18 protein-coding genes and 1 pseudogene are annotated in these 20,307 nt (G+C 58.7%); 9 read left to right on the forward strand and 10 right to left on the reverse strand.

Annotated elements, in window-relative coordinates; translation table 11 throughout:
* Positions 1–189: 189 nt before the first annotated feature.
* The gene (locus HMPREF1487_RS05925; protein ID WP_010795703.1) at positions 190–1,581 is read left to right on the forward strand and encodes an APC family permease; all 1,392 of its coding nucleotides are present in this window, start codon (positions 190–192) and stop codon (positions 1,579–1,581) included.
* 43 nt (positions 1,582–1,624) lie between these two features.
* Positions 1,625–2,617: an ROK family protein gene (locus HMPREF1487_RS05930; protein ID WP_010795704.1), complete on the forward strand. Its 993-nt coding sequence runs from the start codon at positions 1,625–1,627 to the stop codon at positions 2,615–2,617.
* Here HMPREF1487_RS05930 and HMPREF1487_RS28320 read toward each other — a convergent pair.
* A pseudogene (locus HMPREF1487_RS28320) lies at positions 2,531–2,731 on the reverse strand (hypothetical protein); the annotation flags it as partial. The gene HMPREF1487_RS05930 and the pseudogene HMPREF1487_RS28320 sit on opposite strands and share 87 nt — an antisense overlap.
* Here HMPREF1487_RS28320 and HMPREF1487_RS05935 point away from each other — a divergent pair.
* Positions 2,637–3,665, forward strand: coding sequence for an SIS domain-containing protein (locus HMPREF1487_RS05935; RefSeq protein WP_010795705.1), 1,029 nt, complete (start codon positions 2,637–2,639; stop codon positions 3,663–3,665). The pseudogene HMPREF1487_RS28320 and the gene HMPREF1487_RS05935 sit on opposite strands and share 95 nt — an antisense overlap.
* Before the next feature lie 180 nt (positions 3,666–3,845).
* Positions 3,846–4,259, forward strand: coding sequence for a topoisomerase DNA-binding C4 zinc finger domain-containing protein (locus tag HMPREF1487_RS05940; protein ID WP_010795706.1), 414 nt, complete (start codon positions 3,846–3,848; stop codon positions 4,257–4,259).
* Here HMPREF1487_RS05940 and HMPREF1487_RS05945 read toward each other — a convergent pair.
* Positions 4,256–5,422, reverse strand: coding sequence for an MFS transporter (locus HMPREF1487_RS05945; RefSeq protein WP_010795707.1), 1,167 nt, complete (start codon positions 5,420–5,422; stop codon positions 4,256–4,258). The genes HMPREF1487_RS05940 and HMPREF1487_RS05945 overlap by 4 nt on opposite strands.
* Positions 5,423–5,726: 304 nt before the next feature.
* Here HMPREF1487_RS05945 and HMPREF1487_RS05950 point away from each other — a divergent pair, with 304 nt between their 5' ends.
* Positions 5,727–6,809, forward strand: coding sequence for a GGDEF domain-containing protein (locus HMPREF1487_RS05950; protein WP_037029778.1), 1,083 nt, complete (start codon positions 5,727–5,729; stop codon positions 6,807–6,809).
* A gap of 26 nt (positions 6,810–6,835) precedes the next feature.
* On the opposite strand, the gene HMPREF1487_RS05955 is transcribed toward HMPREF1487_RS05950, so the two are convergent.
* The gene (locus HMPREF1487_RS05955) at positions 6,836–7,861 is read right to left on the reverse strand and encodes an alpha/beta fold hydrolase (protein WP_010795709.1); all 1,026 of its coding nucleotides are present in this window, start codon (positions 7,859–7,861) and stop codon (positions 6,836–6,838) included.
* A gap of 294 nt (positions 7,862–8,155) precedes the next feature.
* Here HMPREF1487_RS05955 and HMPREF1487_RS05960 point away from each other — a divergent pair, with 294 nt between their 5' ends.
* The gene (locus HMPREF1487_RS05960) at positions 8,156–9,262 is read left to right on the forward strand and encodes a catalase family protein (protein WP_010795710.1); all 1,107 of its coding nucleotides are present in this window, start codon (positions 8,156–8,158) and stop codon (positions 9,260–9,262) included.
* 19 nt (positions 9,263–9,281) lie between these two features.
* On the opposite strand, the gene rbsD is transcribed toward HMPREF1487_RS05960, so the two are convergent.
* The 7 genes from rbsD to HMPREF1487_RS05995 all read right to left on the reverse strand — a co-directional run bounded on the left by rbsD (position 9,282) and on the right by HMPREF1487_RS05995 (position 16,978).
* A complete protein-coding gene (rbsD, locus tag HMPREF1487_RS05965; RefSeq protein WP_010795711.1) occupies positions 9,282–9,686 on the reverse strand; it encodes a D-ribose pyranase in 405 nt (134 codons plus the stop codon).
* 8 nt (positions 9,687–9,694) lie between these two features.
* Positions 9,695–10,603 carry a ribokinase gene (rbsK, locus tag HMPREF1487_RS05970; RefSeq protein WP_010795712.1) on the reverse strand — a complete coding sequence of 303 codons (909 nt, stop codon included), beginning with the start codon at positions 10,601–10,603 and terminating at the stop codon, positions 9,695–9,697.
* A 1-nt stretch (position 10,604) separates the two neighbouring features.
* Positions 10,605–11,621 carry a LacI family DNA-binding transcriptional regulator gene (locus HMPREF1487_RS05975; protein WP_010795713.1) on the reverse strand — a complete coding sequence of 339 codons (1,017 nt, stop codon included), beginning with the start codon at positions 11,619–11,621 and terminating at the stop codon, positions 10,605–10,607.
* A 2-nt stretch (positions 11,622–11,623) separates the two neighbouring features.
* Positions 11,624–12,607, reverse strand: a complete 984-nt coding sequence (locus HMPREF1487_RS05980) for an ABC transporter permease (RefSeq protein WP_010795714.1) — start codon at positions 12,605–12,607, stop codon at positions 11,624–11,626.
* Positions 12,604–14,157, reverse strand: a complete 1,554-nt coding sequence (locus HMPREF1487_RS05985; protein WP_010795715.1) for a sugar ABC transporter ATP-binding protein — start codon at positions 14,155–14,157, stop codon at positions 12,604–12,606. The genes HMPREF1487_RS05980 and HMPREF1487_RS05985 overlap by 4 nt, the downstream gene beginning before the upstream one ends.
* A gap of 94 nt (positions 14,158–14,251) precedes the next feature.
* Positions 14,252–15,211: a sugar ABC transporter substrate-binding protein gene (locus HMPREF1487_RS05990; RefSeq protein ID WP_010795716.1), complete on the reverse strand. Its 960-nt coding sequence runs from the start codon at positions 15,209–15,211 to the stop codon at positions 14,252–14,254.
* Between the two features lie 171 nt (positions 15,212–15,382).
* The gene (locus tag HMPREF1487_RS05995) at positions 15,383–16,978 is read right to left on the reverse strand and encodes a carboxylesterase/lipase family protein (RefSeq protein WP_010795717.1); all 1,596 of its coding nucleotides are present in this window, start codon (positions 16,976–16,978) and stop codon (positions 15,383–15,385) included.
* Between the two features lie 405 nt (positions 16,979–17,383).
* Here HMPREF1487_RS05995 and HMPREF1487_RS06000 point away from each other — a divergent pair, with 405 nt between their 5' ends.
* From HMPREF1487_RS06000 to HMPREF1487_RS06010, 3 genes are all read left to right on the forward strand, one after another.
* Positions 17,384–17,626, forward strand: coding sequence for a hypothetical protein (locus tag HMPREF1487_RS06000; RefSeq protein ID WP_010795718.1), 243 nt, complete (start codon positions 17,384–17,386; stop codon positions 17,624–17,626).
* Between the two features lie 94 nt (positions 17,627–17,720).
* Positions 17,721–18,719: an aldo/keto reductase gene (locus HMPREF1487_RS06005; RefSeq protein ID WP_010795719.1), complete on the forward strand. Its 999-nt coding sequence runs from the start codon at positions 17,721–17,723 to the stop codon at positions 18,717–18,719.
* 122 nt (positions 18,720–18,841) lie between these two features.
* The gene (locus tag HMPREF1487_RS06010) at positions 18,842–20,227 is read left to right on the forward strand and encodes a 2-oxoadipate dioxygenase/decarboxylase HglS (RefSeq protein ID WP_010795720.1); all 1,386 of its coding nucleotides are present in this window, start codon (positions 18,842–18,844) and stop codon (positions 20,225–20,227) included.
* Positions 20,228–20,307: the final 80 nt, after the last annotated feature.

Here is a 20,307-nt window from a genome sequence, read left to right on the forward strand (position 1 = left end):
TTAATTAAATCAAGTTGAATTAATATAAAGCCTATGGTCTTCTAAGGGTGGTTCGCTGTTTGGCATGTACTCACCTGACCAAAGCGATCCCTTCACTACAACAACAATGCCGAATCGGTAGAGCCGATCGATGGCACGAAGAATCTTTCATCTGCCCATCCTTTACCTTTCGAGCGAAGAGATCGTCCTATGCCGTCATCACCCGTAACCGGCCAGCCTTCCTCCGGCCTCAAGAAAAAACTTGGTCTGTTTCCCGCCACTACGCTCAACATGAGCCAGATGTGTGGTGTAGGGCCTTTCATTACCATTCCAACCATGATTGTCATCATGGGCGGCCCGCAAGCTTATCTCGGCTGGATACTGGGCGCCCTGCTGGCCCTGTGTGATGGTCTGGTATGGGCGGAGCTGGGTGCGGCATTGCCAGGTGCGGGAGGCACCTATGTGTACCTGCGCGAGGCCTTTGGCAAACGCACGGGAAAGCTGATGCCCTTTCTGTTTATCTGGACGGCGATGCTGTTCATTCCGCTGATCATGTCCACGGGAATCATCGGGTTCGTTCAGTACCTCACCTGGTTCTGGCCGGACATGAGCCAGACGGCAGGCAATGTGATTGGCCTGGGCCTTATCTGGCTGATCATCGGGCTGTTGTGGCGCAAAATCGAGTCGGTCGCCAAGCTGGGCATCGTGCTGTGGGTAATCATGCTGATCAGCATTGGCAGTCTCATTACTGCAGCCCTCTCCCACTTTCACCCTGAGCTGGCCTTCAGCTTTCCCGAGGGAGCGTTTGATCTTTCCGACAGTGGCTTCTGGCTTGGCATGGCTGGAGGGCTAACAATCGGCATTTATGACTACCTGGGCTACAACACCTCGGCCTACCTTGCTGGTGAGGTTGACCAGCCGGGCCGCGTGATTCCCAGGTCCATCATCTTTTCGATTCTCGGCATTCTCGCCATTTACCTGTTGATGCAGGTAGGCGTGCTGGGCGTCGTGGATTGGCATCGCATGCTTGATCCCAATTCGGCAGCTTATAAATCCGTGGCCTCGGTGGTACTGAGCGAAACATGGGGCGCTACAGCGGCCAATGCCGTGACGGTTCTGATTCTGATCACTGCGTTGGCTTCGGTGTTCGCAGGGCTTCTGGGAGGCTCGCGGGTGCCGTATGAAGCGGCGAGGGACAAGGTGTTCTTCCAGGCGTTTGCCAAGGTGCATGCCCGCCATGAGTTCCCAACGTATGGGCTGCTGAGTATGGGTGTGCTGACGTCGATCGGCTTCATGATCGGCCGGTTGAGCGACCTGACCACGCTGATCCAGCTTCTGACAACCGTCATGATTCTGGTGCAGTCTGTTGCCCAGATCATTGCACTTTTCGTGCTGCGCAAGAACCAACCGCACCTGAAACGACCTTATGCGATGTGGCTTTACCCGGTGCCGGCCGTTATTGCGCTGGTGGGCTGGGTCTATATCTACATGGCCTCCAACCATAACGCACCCGGTGCCTACCCGATCCAGTGGTCATTGGTCTGGCTGCTGGTGGGTGGCGGCGCCTATCTCCTGTGGGCGCGTACACACCGGCTCTCCTGACTGTAGCGCCATAACACAAGCACTTGAAAGAGAGAGTCTTACCATGCCTGATCAGGGCGTACTGCTGGCCATCGATGTTGGCGGTACCAAAACCCACATTGCCTGCTATGACCCCGCCAGCGAACAGCTGGCGACTCGGGTCCTGGCGACCCATGCCGAGGGCCTGCTTGGCGGGCCGGCCCTGATGCGCCTGCTTGAGGCCGCACGGGAATGTGCACAGCAACTCGGCGCAACGACCATTCGCAGCGTGGCAGGCGTGTTCCCGGGCGTTGTACGTGGCCATACCTTACTGATGGCGCCCAATACACCCGGCTTTGAAGGGCTCGACCTGCACGGCTTGATTGCTCAAGGGTTGGGTACGCCTGGGGTCATGCTGGACAACGACGTCAAGGCCGGTGCACTGGCCGAGGCACGCTGGGGCAGCCTGCAAGGTATCGATCATGCGCTCTACCTGAATCTGGGCACGGGGCTCTCTGCCGCAGCCATTGCCAATGGGCAGCTGATCCGTGGGCATAACGGCGCCGCCATGGAAATTGGCTATATGTTGTCACCTTTTCTGGACCCTGAGCGCGTGTCGGACTGGTACAGCCACGAGCAAGGCGGTGCCCCGCTGGAGGAGCTGTTTTCCGGAACGGCCCTGAATCAGCTGGCCGTTGAGCTGCTCGGGCCGGGCCACCAGGCGCTCGACCTGTTCACCAGCCAGGAGCCTCGCGCTCAGCAGGCGCTGCATGTGCGGATTGCTGCCTGCACCGCTCAGGTGGCCAATCTGGCGATCGCCCTGGATGTTGGCCGCATTGCCATTGGTGGAGGGCTTTATCGGCAAGCGGCAACGCTGGCCCCGCTCATCAAGCACATGATTAACCGTACCGTTCCCTTTGCGCCTGAGATCGTCACGGCGCATTTCACGCACGACGCGCCTCTATGGGGCGCGCTGAGTATGGCCATGGATGCCGCCGGGCTTGCTTTTATCCCCGAGCAGATTCTGAGCCAAACCGAGCTTCTTTCCACACCGGACGCTACAGCGTCCGAAGGTTGACGTCCCGAAGGTAACTGCAATGTCCCTGATGTTGAATGAAACCCAGTCCATTCCTGCCGTCCTGCAACGCATGCTGGACGACGACAGTGCTGTTATGGCACTGGCAGACCGTCTGGCGCGTAATCTGCCTGACCTCATGATGACCGTGGCGCGGGGCAGTTCGGATCACGCGGCTGCCTATTTCGCTCACCTGATGATGTGCCGGATCGGCATTCCCAGCCTTTCCATGCCACTTTCGCTGGTCAGCCTCAATCAGCCGCCCCTGCGCTTCAACAATGCCTGGGTGGCGGCGCTTTCCCAATCTGGCAAGAGTCCGGACCTGATTGCCAGCGTTCGTTATTTGAAATCCCGCGGCGCTAGGGCCACTGCCCTGGTGAACACCCCCGATTCGCCTCTGGCGGCAATTGCTGATGGTGAGGTCCTGCTGCCTGCCGGACTTGAGCAAAGTGTGGCTGCCACCAAGAGCTATGTTGCCATGCTTATGGCAGCCGCCCAGACGGTAGGTTATCTGGAGCGCAACCTGGGTATAAAGTCGGACCTGCTACAAGCGCTCCAGACATTGCCTCGGCAGATGGAACGTGCCGTGGAAGCGGACTGGTCCAGGGCCATCGAGGTGCTGACACCGGTCGACAAGATGCTGGTCATCGGCAGAGGCCCAGCCCTACCAATCGCCATGGAAGCAGCCCTGAAGCTGAAGGAAACCTGCGGCATACAGGCCGAAGCCTTTTCCAGTGCAGAGGTTAAGCACGGCCCGATGGAGATCATCACCGAAGGGTATCCGGTTCTGATCTTTGCACCTGCCGGCCCTGAGCAGGCCGGCACGCTGGCGTTCGCCCAAGAAATGCGTACCCGCGGGGCCAGGGTATTGCTGGCTGCAACCGAGGATAATGACGGCGTCGATTTACCCAGCGCCCGGACCGACCATGCCATGCTGGAGCCTTTCACTCTGATCCAGAGCTTTTATGTTCTTGCCGAGACACTGGCCAAGGCGCGCGGCTGCAATCCTGATCAGCCGCGTTACCTGAAAAAGGTGACCGAGACGCATTAATGAGCGCCTGCACGCTCTCGCCATGAATGCCGCCTCTCCCATTCATCGGTGACAAAACAAAGCCCCGATACGCCACTGGTCGGGGCTTATTGCCTTCGACTTAAGCTTGAATGTCCTTTGCCGATAGCCCTCGCATATCAGGCGCACTGTGCGCCGCGCATCAGCCAAATGGATAGAGTCATGGGACGCATGCCGCTTACGCAAAAGGCATTCACTGGATCAGTGCTTTTTCTTCTACCTTACCTGACATGGGCTGGGGATGCGGCTGCTGGGGCACTTTCCGTCAGCGATGCCGCGATCATGCTGGGTATTGTTGGCGTACTGGTAGCCTGGAGCGTCTATGAAGGGTTGCGCAGCAGTCGAGTACCTCAAAAACCCGCGCCGCACCATTCGATCATTGCTGCCAATGCACCTTTGGTTACACCCTGGCAGGCCAACGCGGAGAATTGCCCGTTCTGCTCGGCGCCCATGAGCCTGCGCACGGCCAAGGCTGGCAAGAGCTTTTATGGTTGCAGCCGCGCCCCTGTCTGCCGGGGAACAAAGCTCATCAGCCACTCTGCGAGAACGCATGGCTCTCGTCTATCGAATCTCTAATCATGTTGTTCCAGTCTGAGGGCACATCCACCCCTTGCCTTCAGGGCACACAGTACGAATAAGCCAGCCGCTGCGGCCAATACCAGTGGCAGACCATTTGGCCCTGCGGACATGGCTGCGCCACTCAGGATGGGACCAGCAAGACTTCCCACGCCCCACAGAAACCCTGCACTGGCATTGGCGGTAATCAGGTCCTGCCCTTGAAAATGCTGCCCGATAAGCGTGATAGCCAAGGTATAGACGCCACCGGCTACCGCACCCAGTATGACCAGCACTGGCCAAAGCAACGCTTGCATCTGGATCAACCAGGGCAGCGCGAGGCCGATCAGCAAGGCAATCAGGCCGCAGCCGAGGTAAAGGTGGTTGCGGTTGAAGCGATCAGACAGGCAACCCAGCGGGTATTGCAGGCAGGTGTCACCCAGCAGAATGACGGTCGCCATCAGTGCGGCCAGTGCAACCTCGTAACCGTGGCTCAAGGCAAACACGGGAAACATGGACAGCACGACGCTATCAAAAAAGGAGAAGAACACGACGCCTGCGCAGATCGCAGGGGCGACCTTCAGAAAGCCCAACACGGTAAAGGTCTTTTGCTCAACGGTAGTCTTACCGACGATGGGGTTGGGCAGAAACCGCGCAGTAGCCAGCAAACACACAGCAAAGATCGCCAGAACGATGCCTGTCACCCAGGCACTGCTGGGTCCCAAGGCGGAAACCATGGCAGGCCCAAGCAGCTGAAAACCGGTGAAGAATGTGGCGTACAGGGAGACAACACGACCACGGTTGGATTCATCAGCAATCTCGTTAACCCAGGCCTCCCCCAGAATGACGATCAGCCCTGCCCCTACCCCCATCAGAAAGCGGAACAGCCCCAGCGGGATGAGTTCGGTTCTGAAGACTTCCAGCATGGCGATACTGATCATGGAGAGGAAAAAGCACAGCAGGTAGATGTGCTTGCGACCAAGCCGTGCGGTGAGCCATTCGACGATAAAGGCCGTCACGAGCATACCGGCGGCCGGCAAGGCCGAAAGAATGCCAATGGTCAGGTTGGGAGTATCCGCTTCGTGCAGGCGTAGCGCTACGACAGGAATGGTGGCGCCGATACTGAGGCCGACGACAGAAATGCCGACAATCAGCACGGCAAGGATCAGTTTGTTGGGCAGCACACATCAACTCCACGCAAGCCATTCGGGCTGCGTCTCGATACTCATCAGGTAATGGGTGTCCGGCGTTATGGGGTGCCGGTTCAATAGGCTTATTCATACTCAGGGATAAGCGCGTCTTATTAGCTAGCTTACTGTAAGCCCCGTACCCTTACTAATTGTTGGGTCCTGTGCTCTGCCGTTTATCAAGCGGCTTATTTTTCAAACTGCTCTCGCTCAAGACTTGCCAGGTCCAGCCGATGCGCTGTAACAACTTTCACGGGCTGAAACGTGCAGCGCCATGCATGTGTAAGTCGGGTCGGACTTAATGAATAGTGATCTTTCGGCGTCTGATCGCGCCCAGATTTTGGAAACAGCAACGGATCGCTTCTGGAGCAGGGGTGTGCTTGGCATCAGGGCGGTGCTGGGTATTCACATCATTTTTCTGTTGACGTTCATTGCGCTGGACGTCAAAGCCCTCTGGCTGACCAATATTGGCAGCGTGGCCATCCACTTCTATTGCCTACAGCTACTGAAGGCCAAGCGCTATCGACTGACAAGCACGCTGTTGATGTCGGAAATCGTCGTGCATGCCGTGGTCGCAACCGTGGTCATAGGATGGCATACCGGGTTTTACTACTACTTGCTCTGCATCGTTCCGATTGCCTTGTTCAATTACACCGTTGCCCCCTTCTGGCGCTGGGTAACCTGCATACTGATTTGTACTTGCCTACTGATAGGCAAGGTTACGGATCTGTTTTTCGCCGTTGAACCCCTGCTCATGTTGAGCCCCAAGGTTACAGAGCTGTTCAGCCTGTTCAATCTGAGCTCGGCCATCGTGATGCTGGTCTATATTTCGGCCCTGACGGCTTCCAGCTCGATTGCCATGCAGGCAGACCTGTTTACCCTGGCCAACAAGGACAGCCTGACCAATCTATATACCCGCGGACGTCTGCACAGCGAGGCGCAGCGGCTGTACCGCAGCCCTCAAACGTTCAAGCCGATCTCACTGATCATGCTGGATGTAGATCATTTCAAGAACATCAACGATACCTTTGGCCACGACGTGGGCGACACGGTCCTGCAGCAGGTGTCATCGGTCATTGCCGCGTCGGTGAGAGGCACGGACGTGGCCTCACGCTGGGGTGGTGAGGAATTTTTGATCCTGATGCGTAATACCGACCTCAAAAATGCCGACAAGATTGCCGAGCGGATCTTGAATGAAATTCGCGCAATACGTTTAGAGGTAGAGGGTGCCACCATCATGGTGACGGCCACGCTGGCGACCTGCGTGATTGGCGAGTGCGAGTGTCTGAAGGATGCAATCAAGCGCACCGACAAGGCGCTTTACCAGGGTAAACAGCAAGGCCGCAACCGAATCATGCGAGCCGCTCAAGCTGTCGCAGCCTGAGCGGCATCAACGGGTGCCCTACCCTGTCAGCGGGCCTCTAGCGGAAACCGCAGCAGCAACCAGTGCAGGAAGACGCGGTTGACCTCATCGGGCCGCTCCTGCTGGGTCCAGTGACCGGAGGACTGGATGGCGCCTCGCTGAAGGTCATGCACGTACGTTTCCATACCTTCCGACATGGAAGGCGGCAGGAAGGCATCCTGATCTGCAGTGACCATGAGCGAAGGCACGTTTATTTCCGTCGGCAGATTGGCCGAACGCTCCCAGTTACGTGTGATGTTGCGATACCAATTAATGCCACCGGTAAAGCCGGTCCGGCTGAAGGTTTCAACAAAGACGTTGAACTCCTCCTCGGTCAGAAAAGTTTCCCGAGTATCCTGTTCGGGCTGATAGGCCTCCAGCCAGCGCACCAGTGCAAAGGCTGAGCCCTGCTCGGATGCCTTGGCCTTTGCGATACCCGCCCCGTCGACCTCGTCTTCTCCAGGCTTTTTCATCAGGAAACTGAACACTTTACGGGCATCTCGGTTGAAAACGCTGTCTGCCTCGCCGGGCTTCTGGAAGTGCACCTGATACATCTCGTCGCCCATGCGCTTGCGCATCGCCTCGATCGGTTCGACGGGCGGACGTGGCAAATACGGCGTGTTAAGGCCGATCACACCGGCGGTACGGTCAGGATGCAAAAGCGGCATCTGCCAGACCAGCAGACCGCCCCAGTCATGACCACAGAAAATGGCTTTTTCCACGCCCAGATGGTCCAGCAGACCGACGAGATCACCGGTCAGGTGCTCCATGTCGTAGGCCTCAACAGCCTCGGGCCGATCGGTCAGCCCATAGCCGCGCTGATCAGGCGCGATGACCCAATACCCCGCTTCACTCAGCGCCTTGATCTGATGACGCCAGGAAAAGGCCAGCTCGGGAAAACCGTGGCAGAGCACAATGGGAATGGCTGGTTTGGAGCCGGTCATTCGAGGGCCGGCCTCGTAATAGGCCATCTGGATACCGTTGACCTGGGCTATACGAGCCGGCGGCATCATGGGAAGTGCTGGGGCAGACATGGAGTTCTCCTCTAATAGAACGTTCTTTAACGGACTGCGGCCAGCGGGAAGGGTTTTGCTTCATAGCGTTTTGTTGCGTTTAAGCGGAATGTGCAGCGGAAAAGATTCGATTCGCTCCAAACGAGACGGTAAGGCCAGGGTTTTGTATACAAAATGCTATCTATTTGTCATTCATCAACGCCTTTCATGAACAGTCGATAGCAGGGCTTGTCCAGAATCAGTAAGGCTTGTGGCCAGTACACGCGCCATAACAACGATGCCACATAACGCACCCTGATGAGCTGAGGACTTACTGTGTCAACTACCCTTCCCATTCGCCCATTACCGTATGATCCATCGTTTGAACAGATCCCGGAGGACGAGGCCGAAACCACCCGCGAGCTGGTCGAAACAATGCGCAAGATCATCGAGACGACCTCCGAGGATTATGGGCACGCCGTACGCAGTGTGCATGCCAAGAGCCATGGCTTGTTGCAGGGACGTCTGAAGGTACTGGAAGGCCTGCCAACAGAGCTTGCTCAGGGTGTATTTGCCAAAGCGGGTGACTACCCTGTCGTGCTGCGCTTTTCAACCAACCCCGGAGATCTGCTGGACGATAGCGTCTCCTCGCCGCGGGGGCTTGCGATCAAGGTCATTGGTGTGGAGGGAGATCGTCTGCCGGGTAGCGAGGGCCAGCTGACTCAGGATTTCGTAATGGTGAATGCCCCGGCCTTTTCGGCAGCAACACCAAAGGCCTTTCTGAAAAGCCTGAAGCTCCTGGCCGCGACCACAGACAAGGCACCGGGCCTCAAGAAAGCGCTGTCGGCCGCTCTGCGTGGTGCTGAAAAGGTAATCGAAGCCGTTGGCGGTGAAAGTGCAACGCTCAAATCCCTGGGCGGCCATCCGGAGACCCATATCCTGGGCGAAACCTTCTACACCAGCGTGCCCCTGCTGTATGGGCCTTATTACGCCAAACTCAGCGTGGCGCCTGCTTCTCCCGAGCTGATGGCCCTGACCGACGCACCGCTGAATGTAAACGGCAAGCCCAATGGGCTACGCGAGGCGGTAAGCGAATTCTTTGCCAGGCAGGGTGGCGTATGGGAGATACGGGTTCAGCTGGCTACCGATTCGAAGAAGATGCCCGTCGAGGATGCTTCAGCACAGTGGCCGGAGGAAGAAAGCCCTTATATCACCGTAGCCCGGATCGAAGTCGATCCGCAGCCCACCTGGACGGAGGCCCGCGCCAGGGAAGTAGACGACAGCATGGCGTTCTCACCCTGGCATGGCCTGGCAGCGCATCGTCCCATTGGGGGTGTGATGCGTTCTCGCAAGCCGGCCTACGAGATGTCATCCGGGTTCAGGGGGCAGTTCAACGGTTGCCCCATTCATGAGCCACGCTCACTGGATAGACTACCTCAGTGAGCGTGCCCTGCCGGTGTCATCAGAAAGTGACGCCAGCAATCAATGCAATATTGGTATAGGGCTGGCATTCGCCGGTGCGGACCTGAACGCGCGCCTTTTTGCATAGCGCCTTGAGGTCCTCATGGCTTACCAGCTGGCGCTTGCCCAATTCGCCCGCGGCGCTTAACCGCTGGATTTCAGCCAAGGCAGGCGGATGCTGGACAACGGTCTCCTCGGCGAGGACATGGGCCTCGACCTGCATTTCACTCACGATGACGCGTAGCGTAGTGGCGAAGTCGGGCACGCCATGAGTCACAGCCAGATCGATACATTCCACGCCGGGAGGTACGGGCATGCCAGCATCACCGATCACGATCACATCACCATGACCAAGGCTGGCGATCACGCGGGATAGCGCACTGTTAAGCAAAGGAGTCTTTTTCATGGGCGCTCTCAGATGTTCAATTCGCGGCGATAGGGAATGGAGGGTTGCGCTCCGGCACGGGTGACGGACAACGCAGCCGCCTGCTGGCCCAAACGAACGGCCTCTTCCAATGGAAGACCTTCACCCAGGGCAGCGGCAAATCCGCCAACAAAGGTGTCTCCTGCCGCCGTGGTATCCACCGCCTGGACAACCTGCGCCGGGAAGTGCTGCTGCCGTTCGGTATCCTTATACAGCACGCCCTGTGAGCCCATCGTCAGCAGGATACGCTTGGCGCCTGCATCAAGCAGTTGCTGGGCAGCCTGGGCGGCTGTTTCCAGCGAGTTAACCTCAATACCGGTCAGAAGGCCGGCCTCGCTCTCGTTTGGAACTAGGTAATCCACATGACCATACCAATGAGCAGGCAACGGGCCTACGGCTGGTGCTGGGTTGAGAATGACCGTCTTTCCCAGTTCACGAGCGCGGGTCAACGTCTTTTCGACCGTAGCGACCGACACTTCCAGCTGGGCGATGACCACATCGGCAGCCTGCAATGCGGCGTCGTGGCGGGTCAGGTGCTCGGGCGACAGCTCGCCATTGCTCCCCGCCACGATCACGATGCAATTCTGCCCATTGTCATCGACCAGGATGGAGGCGATACCGGTCGGTACACCCTCTACGGATGCGACCGTGGAGCACTCGATGCCTTCGGCTTCCAAGCCACTGCGCAGCTGCTCGCCGTAGGCGTCACGGCCTACGCAGCCGATCATGGTGACCTGCGCGCCCAGACGGGCACACGCCACTGCCTGATTGGCACCCTTGCCGCCAGGCGCCGTCACGAAACTGCGGCCTGCCAGGGTCTCACCGCCTACCGGCACGCGTGGGGTCCGTACGACCAAGTCCATATTCAGACTCCCCACGATCACTATTTTTGCTTGCATCTTATGGACTCTCGTTCAATTCGATAGACGTGGTGGACTCGCGTACCACCAGGGTAGGCGCCACCACGGTATGTTCAGGTGTGGGCCGGTGCCGCTGCGCGAGCCGGGCCAGCAGCTGTCCGGCGGCGCGCTCGCCTAACTGCAGGATGGACTGCCCCACCGTGGTCAATGCCGGATAAAGGTAGCGGCTCACGGCAATATCGTCGAAACCCACGATGGACAGATCCTGCGGAACGCGCAGGCCGCGCTCGGCGGCGGCACGCAGGATACCGATTCCGATCATATCGTTCCCGGCAAAAATGGCCGTGGGTGCACTCTTTTCCAACAAGTGTGCGGCAGCGGTATAACCGGCGGCGCTAGTAAACTCGGTATTGAGCAGCCACGCAGGCTGTATCGTCTGCCCAGCTTCCTTCATCGCACGGCAATAACCAGCCAGGCGTTCCTGAGCGACCAGCGTTTCGGCAGGCCCACCCAGGCAAGCGATACGCCGATGACCCAACGCCAACAAGTGCCTCGTTGCCAGATAGCCGCCCTCTTCATGGTCGATCTGCACCAGATCGGCTTCCACACCTTCCAGCGGGCGGTCGACCAGCACCATCGGCACCTTGACTGCGGCCAAGGCCTGGGCGAACTCACCGTCGCCGCCCACGGTGGCCACGATCAAGCCGTCGATACGACGCTCCAGCAGCACACGCAGGTAACGGCGCTGCTTGTCGTTATTGTCATCGGAGTTGCAGAGGATGACGCTGTAGCCGTTACGCTCGCAGTGATCCTCGATACCCCGCGCCAGCTCCGCAAAGTACGGGTTGCTGCCATTGGGCACGAGCAGCCCAATGGTACTGGTGGCCTTGGCCTTGAGCGAGCGGGCCACGCCGCTGGGAACGTAGCCCAGCTGGTCAATGGCCGCCTCGACCTTGGTGCGTACTTCGGGGCTAACCGGGCGAGTACCATTGAGCACGTGCGATACGGTGGTATAGGAGATACCGGCCAGTGCCGCAACGTCCTTGATGGTCGCCATGGTTAGGCTCGGCGCTTGGCGCGATGGCTGCGGTAGGTGTCCAGCACCACGGCTACCACGATCACCGCACCGGTAATGATGCGTTTGGTCGGCTCGCTGGCGCCAATCTGTGCAAGCCCGGCGGCCAGCACGGAAATGATCAGCACACCAAAGAACGTGCTGATGACCGAACCGCGTCCACCCATGAGGCTCGTTCCGCCGATCACTACCGCCGCGATGACCTGCAATTCAAGCCCGGCGCCGGCGTTGGGGTCAGCCGCTTCCAGACGGGACACCTGAAACAACGCGGCCAACCCTGCCAACAGACCCATCAGGGCAAAAACCAGGAGTTTGTAAGGCTTGGGGTTGATACCCGCCAGGCGCACTGCTTCTTCGTTGGTGCCGATGGCGACGAGATAGCGGCCAAACACGCTGCGCGTCAGCAAGGCATGGGCAACGGCAATCACCAGCAGCGCGATGATAAAGGAAGGCGAAATCCCAAAGACGAACGGCGTGGACAGCCAACCATAGGCGTCACCGATGTAGGCCGTGCGCGAATCCGTTAATTGGTAGGCCAGTCCCCGCGCCATTTCCAGCACACCCAGGGAGACGATAAATGAAGGAATCCGCCATGCCACGGTTACGCTGCCCGTCACGGTGCCTGCCAAGGCTGCGCAAACCATACCCAGGGCCGCGGCTGGGAAAATGCCCCACCCCCAGTTGAGCGTAGCCACGCTAACGACCGAGGCCGCCAGTGCCAGCACCGAGCCTACGGACAAGTCGATCCCACCGATGATGAGGATCAGCGTCATGCCCACCGACAGCACCATCAGGTCCGGAATCTGGTTGGCCAGGGTGGTGAAGGTGTTATAGGACAGGAAATGGCTGCTCATGGCGGAGAACAGCACGATCATGGCCAGCAAGGCACCGGCCAGTCCCAGGTAGGTGCCCAGGCCGGACACACTGCTGCTGCGCTTGGGCGCGGCCGGAGTTACGGTAGTGTTCATACGGAGAGTTCCTGTATGGGAGAAACCGCTTCGCCCAGCATCGCTTCACGGCTGCTGTATCCGGCAAAGGCGGCGGCCAGAAGGCGATCCTGGCTCCAATCGTTACGGTCAAAGGTTTCCATGAGACGGCCGGCGGACAACACGGCGATCCGGTCGCAGATCAACATCAGCTCACGCAGGTCACTGGACACGACAACGAGCCCCTTGCCCTGCCGGGTCAGCTCGCCCAGCAAGCCGTAGATATCGAACTTGGCGCCGATGTCGATGCCGCGGGTAGGCTCATCGAACAACAGCACCTGACAATCACGCTCCAGCCAGCGACCGATCACGACCTTCTGCTGATTACCGCCGGAAAGCTCACCCACCGGCTGATGAGGGCTGGAGCTGCGAATGCGCATGGCCTTGATCTGCCGCTCAGCTAAGGCAAGTTCGGACGCGGACTGAACCACGCCGCGCTTGGCAACGGCAGGCATATTGCCCAGCGCCAGATTCGCGCAGATGGACTGAGTGAGTAACAGCCCCTCCCCCTTGCGATCTTCGGTGATCAGGGCGATGCCATTGCGTACCGCCTCGGCTGGCGAGCTGATGTTGACTTCACGCAGCGGATTACCCACAAAAACACGCCCGCTGTCGGCCCGGTCGGCGCCGTAGATGAGCCGCAGCAATTCGGTACGACCCGCGCCGATCAAGCCGGAAATACCGAGAATCTCTCCAGCGCGAACCTCGAACGATACATCGCAGACCTTGCCGGCACGGCTCAGCTTGCCCACTTTCAGTATCGGCGCGCCAATGTGGCGCTCGCCCAGGTCAATATGCTCACCCAGCTCACGTCCCACCATCAGCGCTACCAGCTGATCGGTGTTGTAACGGCTAATGGACTCGGCGGCGACCAACCGGCCATCGCGTAGAACCGCGATCCGCTGGGAGATGCGCTTGAGTTCTTCCAGGCGGTGGGAGATGTAGACGATGGCGACACCACGGGCCTGCAGGCGCTCGATCTGCTCGAACAACAGGTCGACCTCGCGCGCCGTCAGCATGGCGGTAGGCTCGTCGAGAATCAGGATGCGGCAGTCACCGATCAGATTACGGGCGATCTCGACCATCTGCTGGTGGCCGACCCCCAGGTCAGAGACCAGGGTATCCGGATCAATAGCATCCAGCCCGACCTGCGCCATGGCCAGCCGTGCCTGCTCACGCAGCCTCCCGCGGGAAATCCATCCGCCCCGGCTGGGCAGGTTATCGAGAAACAGGTTTTCGGCAACGGTCAGGGTCGGCAGCAGGTTGAGCTCCTGCATGACCATGCGCACGCCCAGGCGCTCGGCCTCGGTACGGCTACTGGGTGTATAGGGCTGATCAAGAAAGGTCATCTGCCCGGTCGTAGGCGGAGTCAGCCCCGCGATGATCTTGGACAACGTGCTCTTGCCGGCGCCGTTCTCACCTGTCAGCGCCAACACCTCGCCGGGATACAGCTCAAGGCTGACCTCTCCCAGAACGGGTTGCGCATAGGTCTTGCCGATGCCGGTAATGGAAAGGACTGGCCTGCCCGACATGACGGTCTCCTTTAAAACTCAGGTGCCCCGCAAGACTCCGGTGCAGAGGCGAATACGATCGACTCCGCGCCAAAGCCCGGCGGGTAAAGATGGATTACGGCTTGGTTACCAGCTCGACAGGCGTTTCGATCACACCGTCGACAGCACCGGTGGACTCACCCTTGACCAGCTTGAGCGCAGCGTCGATACCAAAGACCGCCTGCCTGCTGGCGTACTGGTCAGCCGTAGCCAGAACGCGGCCGTCCTTGAGCATGGGCTTGATGGCATTGATGTTGTCATAACCTACCACCAGCACTTCACCCTTCTTGCCCGCAGCGCGAACGGCAGAGACGGCGCCCAGGGCCATGCTGTCATTACCAGCCAGCAGCGCCTTCAGGTTGGGATGTTCATTCATCATGGCAGAGGCCACGGCGTTGCCCTTGTCGATCTCCCAGGAGCCGGACTGGACACCCACGATCTTCATGTTGGCCGCTTCCATAGCGTCCTTAAAGCCAGCGGTGCGCTGCTGGGCATTGAAGGTAGTGGAAACACCCTCGATGATGCCAACTTCGTCACCGGCCTTGAGCTGCTTGGCCAGGTACTCACCTACCAGACGGGCACCCTTGCGGTTGTCCGGGCCTACAAAGGGCACGTCAAGCTGCTTGCTCTTGAGTACGTCCTGATCCAGACGGTTGTCGATGTTTACGACCTTGATGCCTGCATCCATGGCTTTCTTGATGACGGGCACCAACGCCTTGGAATCTGCCGGTGCGATGACGATGGCATCGACCTGGGACACGATCATCTGCTCGACAATACGAATCTGGCTGGACGTGTCAGTTTCGTCCTTGATGCCATTGGAGATCAGATCGAACTGGTCAGAATGCTCTTTTTGATAACCCTTGGCACCGTCTTCCATGGTGCGGAAGAACTCATTGGCGAGAGACTTCATCACCAGCGCGACCTTGGGTTTATCTGCATCCTGAGCATAAGCCGCGGACAAGGGCAGAAAAGCGGAAGTCGTGGAAAACAGAACAGCAGCAGCGAGAAGCCGCATAGGGCGGGATGCGTTCATGGTGCACTCCATTGTTGTCTTTGTTATGGCGCAAACGTTTGCGTGGCAAAACTATGAGAAGAATTAGCACGGTTGTCAATCTGCGAAGTGTGATGGCGGATGGGTTGCCAGAGAGAGAAAAACAGGGAAAACAGGCATGTCGAGCCGGCCATGACCGGCTCGACGAATAGCTTACGGTTTGGCGTGCTGAGTTTTCTCGATCAGGTCGAGGCGCTCTTTCCAGGGGTCCTCTTTAAGAACCGGACCTTCATCGGCCGCGAAATCCATGACCAGATTGCCCTCACGGTTGAACGGGAGCCAGCGCGCCACATTTGTACCGTTGGGATTACCCGTCTTGATAAAGTTGACAAAGATGGCGTGAGCATCGCTGGCCATGTCCTGATCCTTGTCCGTTACCTTGTCGCCATATCGCGCTTCCAGCGTTTTGAAGAAATAGGGAATTTCGCTGGCATGCTGCGCCCCTTTGGTCTCACTGCGCAGCGAATCGGCGACGTAGGAGAAGCGATAGAGAAATGCCTGGCGATCATGCTGGGAGATCTTGCTGGCAACGAAACGAGCCGGCTCCGTCATCATCCGGTCCATAGCAACTGCGGCCCCTACCGCCTGCACATCGCCTGTATTTTCCGGGTCGTATAACTGACGGGCCCGCTCTGCTTCACGCCCAAACGGTGCGAACAGCTCTTCCATTGTCTTGGCCGTATTAAAGCCAAGATCGGCGCTGGTCGAACCGATCAGCATGGGCACCTTGTTTTCCTGACCGGCGCTGTAGACCTGCTCCGGTGTACCCACCACGACCCGCCCGTCGAGTACCGGTCCGCCCACGTAAGTAGAGGCATTGCTGCCCATGGTCATCATGTTCAGGTCGCCCAGCACACGGTTGGCCGGCAATTCACGAAGCGCCTTCAATGCCTCGGAACCAGTGCCTTCAACACCAACACTGCGGGCGAAATTCTTGCCGATGGTCTCGGCGGAGGGATTGCCGGGCAAGTCACGGCTGATCTCATGCAGCTCACCCATCAAGGAACGTCCGCCCCCTGACATGACGATGGCACGGTCAAACAGCCCCCGCGTCAGTGGCGTGGTGGTGATATTGAGCACCGAGCCGCCGCCAGCAGACTCACCCATGACGGTAACGTTGTTTGGGTCACCGCCGAACTGACGGATGTTGCGCTTCACCCATTGCAGCGCAGCGATCTGATCCATGTAGCCATAGTTACCCAGCGGACCTTCCTTTGCAGCCGTTAGCGCGGGATGTCCAAAAAAGCCGAAGCGGCCAAGCCGGTAGTTGAAACTGACAAAGACCACGCCATCGCGGGCAAAAGCACTACCGTCATAGACCGACGGCGAAGCACCGCCGTTAACATAGCCGCCCCCATAAATCCAGACGACAACCGGCAGCGTGGCCTTGCGGTTTGCCGTCTCCTGCGCCGGACGCCAGACGTTGAGGTACAGGCAGTCCTCGGAGGGCTCTACGCCCAAGGGAGCTGCATCGCTGGCCATCGGCTTTTGCATGCAGTCTGCACCATAGGCAGTCGCCTCACGCACTCCGCGCCAGGGCTTCACGCGCTGAGGCGCACGCCACCGGTTCTCACCCACCGGCGGGGCCGCAAAGGGAATGCCTTTGAAGGAGATGACATCGCCCGACTGGCTGCCTTTCAAGCGGCCACTGTCGATGCCTACCTCAGTCAACGCGCCGGGTTGAGCGAAGGCACCCAGAGGCGCCATGAGCAGCCCCAGGGTTATCAGTTTCTTTAGGGATGGAGTCATTGTTTTTCCTTTTGGCAGATCAACGGCGCCAGCCGCCTGCAGAGCATCTGGGGCTCCTGCGGGTGTGACTTGCAGGCCGCTGTCGTGGTTCCACCACCAGACCTTGCGCCAGCGTGTCTGGTACGCAGCCCGAACCTGTTTTTCCACACGAATCCATACCGCGACGGCGACCTTTGGTCTGCGAACGCGGTTGCATTGAGGATCAAAACATCATTTGCACTGTCACAGCGGGAGTTGATGGCAATAGAGCATCATCTCGCCCTTAACCACAGATCGGCGCGCCTTTAAAAGCGTAGCCGAGACCAGACGCGGTATCGACTCGCCATACTTTCCGAGACTCATGCGGGAAAGCCCCTGGTAATGGAATGCCGCAGTTTGATGACTGCCGATAAAAGGACCCCACCCATGAGCATCGCCTCGATCATTGCCTTGATTCTTATCGTCGTCGTAGGAATCCCGTCATTTAAAATCATCAGGGAAACACTGGCGCGTGCTCGCCTGCTGGAAGACCAATTGGTCGCCATCAACACGCAACTCAGAGACGTCGAGTTCAAGCTGGAAGAGCTGGATGACAAGCTGGCCGCCACACCGGCCGTACGTTCTTTAGAGCGTGCGGCACGAGTCGAGGAAGAAGCCGCTCATCACTGAGTGAGCGATTAGCCAAGTTAATGCTGCGCTCCCAGGGCGTAGATGCGGCCAGGGACCGGTCTATGGTGAACGTCTTCTTTTAGGAGCTTTCGCCATGCTTACACGCACGCTCGGCAAGACCGGCCTCCAGGTATCAGCGCTCGGACTAGGATGCATGGGCATGTCGGACCTGTACGGTCCGGCGGACCGTACCGAAAGCATTGCCACGATCCACGCGGCGCTGGAAGCGGGCGTCAACCTGCTCGACACCGGTGATTTCTACGGCATGGGCCATAACGAGCTGTTGATTGCCGAAGCGCTCAGGGATCGCCGGGAGGCAGTAACGATCAGCGTAAAGTTCGGTGCCCTGCGAGGACCAGACGGGGCCTGGATGGGTTACGACGGCCGCCCCAAGGCTATCCGGAATTTCCTGGCGTACACGCTCAAACGCCTGAATACGGATCATGTGGATATCTACCGTATTGCCCGCCTCGATCCAGACGTTCCTATCGAAGATACCGTGGGCGCCATCGCCGAAATGGTCAAGGCAGGCTATGTGCGCCATGTCGGCCTCTCCGAAGTCGGGGCCGATACGATCCGCCGGGCCGCGGCCATTACCCCTATCGCTGATCTGCAAATCGAATACTCACTAATTTCACGCGGAATCGAAGCGGACATCCTGCCTACCTGCCGTGAACTTGGCATCGGAATCACGGCCTATGGCGTGCTCTCACGTGGCCTTATCAGCGGTCACTGGTCAAAAGACCGCGCAGGTGAGCAGGACTTTCGCGCCATCAGCCCGCGTTTTCAGGGCAGCAATCTGGACGCCAACCTCAAGCTGGCCGACACGCTCAAAGTCATTGCTCAAGAGAAAGGGGTTACCGCGGCACAGATGGCAATCGCCTGGGTGCTGGCGCGCGGTGAAGATATTGTCCCGCTGGTAGGCGCACGTACCCGTGAACGTTTGCATGAGTCGCTGGGTGCACTGGATATCATGCTAACCGCCGAAGAGCTGACCAGAATCGAGCAGGCCATTCCCGCCAACGCCGCGGCAGGAGAACGCTATCCCGCCGCTCAATTGGCTCACATGGACAGTGAGAAGCGGCACGACTGAGCGGTTTGCCTGATTCCCTTTATGAATGAACGGGTGAATTTTTGTCATTTGTAAGGCAGGAAAGCGGCCAGCAGAATGGACTGATACCTCTATAGTCCGGCCTATCTAAGGAGCGGTTTGCCATGACGACGCAGGCTTTTGTCGATCCCGATGAGATTCGCGCCCGGTTCTCCCGAGCCATGTCCGATATGTACAAGGCCGAAGTGCCCTTGTATGGGACATTGCTGGAGCTGGTGAGCGATATCAATCAGCGTACGCTGGCAAACAATCCGACCTTGGCAGAGCAGCTGCGCCAGACAGGTGAAATCGAGCGGCTGGACCAGGAGCGCCATGGGGCTATCCGCGTAGGTACGGCGCAGGAGCTGGCTACGCTGCGGCGCCTGTTCGCAGTCATGGGCATGTATCCGGTGGGTTATTACGATCTTTCCGAAGCAGGCGTGCCGGTGCACTCCACCGCGTTTCGTGCCGTCCACGAGGCTTCGCTGCAAAAGAGCCCCTTTCGCGTGTTTACCTCTCTGCTCCGTCTGGAGCTGATCGAGGACGAAGCACTCAAGCAGAAAGCCGCGGCGATTCTGGCGCAGCGCATTATCTTTACGTCACGCGCGCTGGAGCTGATCGCCCGTTGCGAAACAAAAGGCGGCCTGAGCGCAAGCGACGCCGATGCCTTCGTGCGTGAAGCCTTGGAAACCTTCCGTTGGCACGGCGAGGCCACAGTCAGCGCCAAGGTGTATCAGCAGCTGCACGACCAGCATCGCCTGATTGCCGATATCGTGGCGTTCAAGGGGCCGCACATCAATCACCTGACGCCCCGGACCCTGGATATCGATGCCATCCAGCAAGGCATGCCGTCACGGGGGATTACGCCCAAGGCAGTTATCGAAGGCCCACCACCCCGCCGCTGCCCTGTTCTGCTTCGCCAGACAAGCTTTAAGGCGTTGCAGGAAAAGGTGACCTTCATCGATGAACAGGGCAATGCCGTTGCTGGCAGCCACACGGCCCGCTTTGGCGAGATCGAGCAGCGTGGTGTTGCATTGACGCCCAAGGGACGTGCGCTCTACGACAAGCTCCTGAACATTGCCCGCACCCAGGCTCCCAGCGAGAGCAACGCCCAGGCATACATGCAGGCACTGACCGACATATTCGCAGAGCTGCCGGACAGCTATGAATCCTTGAGAAAGCAGGGGCTGGCCTATTTTCGTTACTTCGTCACCGACAAGGACGATGCGGTTACCCAGGATGGGCCAAGAGATCTGGATGCCCTGATCCAGTCAGATTATATCCACTATGAACCACTGGTATATGAGGACTTTCTGCCGGTCAGCGCGGCCGGTATTTTCCAGTCTAACCTAGGCGATCAGGCTCAGACGCTGTATACCAAGGCGTCCAGCAAGGACCGTTTCGAGCAGGCACTGGGCGCGTCGGTACTGGATGAACTGGCCCTGTATGCTGATACCCAGGCGCGCTCGCTCAAGCGCTGTGAAGAGCAGCTGGGAATACCTCTTTCATAAGGCCCGCAAGGCTCAAAGCGCTCTTCTTACCAGCGGAGCGCTTTAGATCGCCGTACCAGAGCGGCTGTCGGATTATTGCT

Origin of the sequence: Pseudomonas sp. HPB0071, assembly GCF_000478505.2 — a bacterium.
GTDB lineage: Bacteria > Pseudomonadota > Gammaproteobacteria > Pseudomonadales > Pseudomonadaceae > Chryseomonas > Chryseomonas luteola.

What these genes read in the sequence shown, in the direction of transcription:
- HMPREF1487_RS05925 (WP_010795703.1), top strand. Translation starts at nt 190, where the DNA reads ATGCCGTCATCACCCGTAACCGGCCAGCCTTCCTCCGGCCTCAAGAAA.
- HMPREF1487_RS05930 (WP_010795704.1), top strand. Translation starts at nt 1,625, where the DNA reads ATGCCTGATCAGGGCGTACTGCTGGCCATCGATGTTGGCGGTACCAAA.
- HMPREF1487_RS05935 (WP_010795705.1), top strand. Translation starts at nt 2,637, where the DNA reads ATGTCCCTGATGTTGAATGAAACCCAGTCCATTCCTGCCGTCCTGCAA.
- HMPREF1487_RS05940 (WP_010795706.1), top strand. Translation starts at nt 3,846, where the DNA reads ATGGGACGCATGCCGCTTACGCAAAAGGCATTCACTGGATCAGTGCTT.
- HMPREF1487_RS05950 (WP_037029778.1), top strand. Translation starts at nt 5,727, where the DNA reads ATGAATAGTGATCTTTCGGCGTCTGATCGCGCCCAGATTTTGGAAACA.
- HMPREF1487_RS05955 (WP_010795709.1), bottom strand. Translation starts at nt 7,861, where the DNA reads ATGTCTGCCCCAGCACTTCCCATGATGCCGCCGGCTCGTATAGCCCAG.
- rbsD (WP_010795711.1), bottom strand. Translation starts at nt 9,686, where the DNA reads ATGAAAAAGACTCCTTTGCTTAACAGTGCGCTATCCCGCGTGATCGCC.
- rbsK (WP_010795712.1), bottom strand. Translation starts at nt 10,603, where the DNA reads ATGCAAGCAAAAATAGTGATCGTGGGGAGTCTGAATATGGACTTGGTC.
- HMPREF1487_RS05975 (WP_010795713.1), bottom strand. Translation starts at nt 11,621, where the DNA reads ATGGCGACCATCAAGGACGTTGCGGCACTGGCCGGTATCTCCTATACC.
- HMPREF1487_RS05980 (WP_010795714.1), bottom strand. Translation starts at nt 12,607, where the DNA reads ATGAACACTACCGTAACTCCGGCCGCGCCCAAGCGCAGCAGCAGTGTG.
- HMPREF1487_RS05985 (WP_010795715.1), bottom strand. Translation starts at nt 14,157, where the DNA reads ATGTCGGGCAGGCCAGTCCTTTCCATTACCGGCATCGGCAAGACCTAT.
- HMPREF1487_RS05990 (WP_010795716.1), bottom strand. Translation starts at nt 15,211, where the DNA reads ATGAACGCATCCCGCCCTATGCGGCTTCTCGCTGCTGCTGTTCTGTTT.
- HMPREF1487_RS05995 (WP_010795717.1), bottom strand. Translation starts at nt 16,978, where the DNA reads ATGACTCCATCCCTAAAGAAACTGATAACCCTGGGGCTGCTCATGGCG.
- HMPREF1487_RS06000 (WP_010795718.1), top strand. Translation starts at nt 17,384, where the DNA reads ATGAGCATCGCCTCGATCATTGCCTTGATTCTTATCGTCGTCGTAGGA.
- HMPREF1487_RS06005 (WP_010795719.1), top strand. Translation starts at nt 17,721, where the DNA reads ATGCTTACACGCACGCTCGGCAAGACCGGCCTCCAGGTATCAGCGCTC.
- HMPREF1487_RS06010 (WP_010795720.1), top strand. Translation starts at nt 18,842, where the DNA reads ATGACGACGCAGGCTTTTGTCGATCCCGATGAGATTCGCGCCCGGTTC.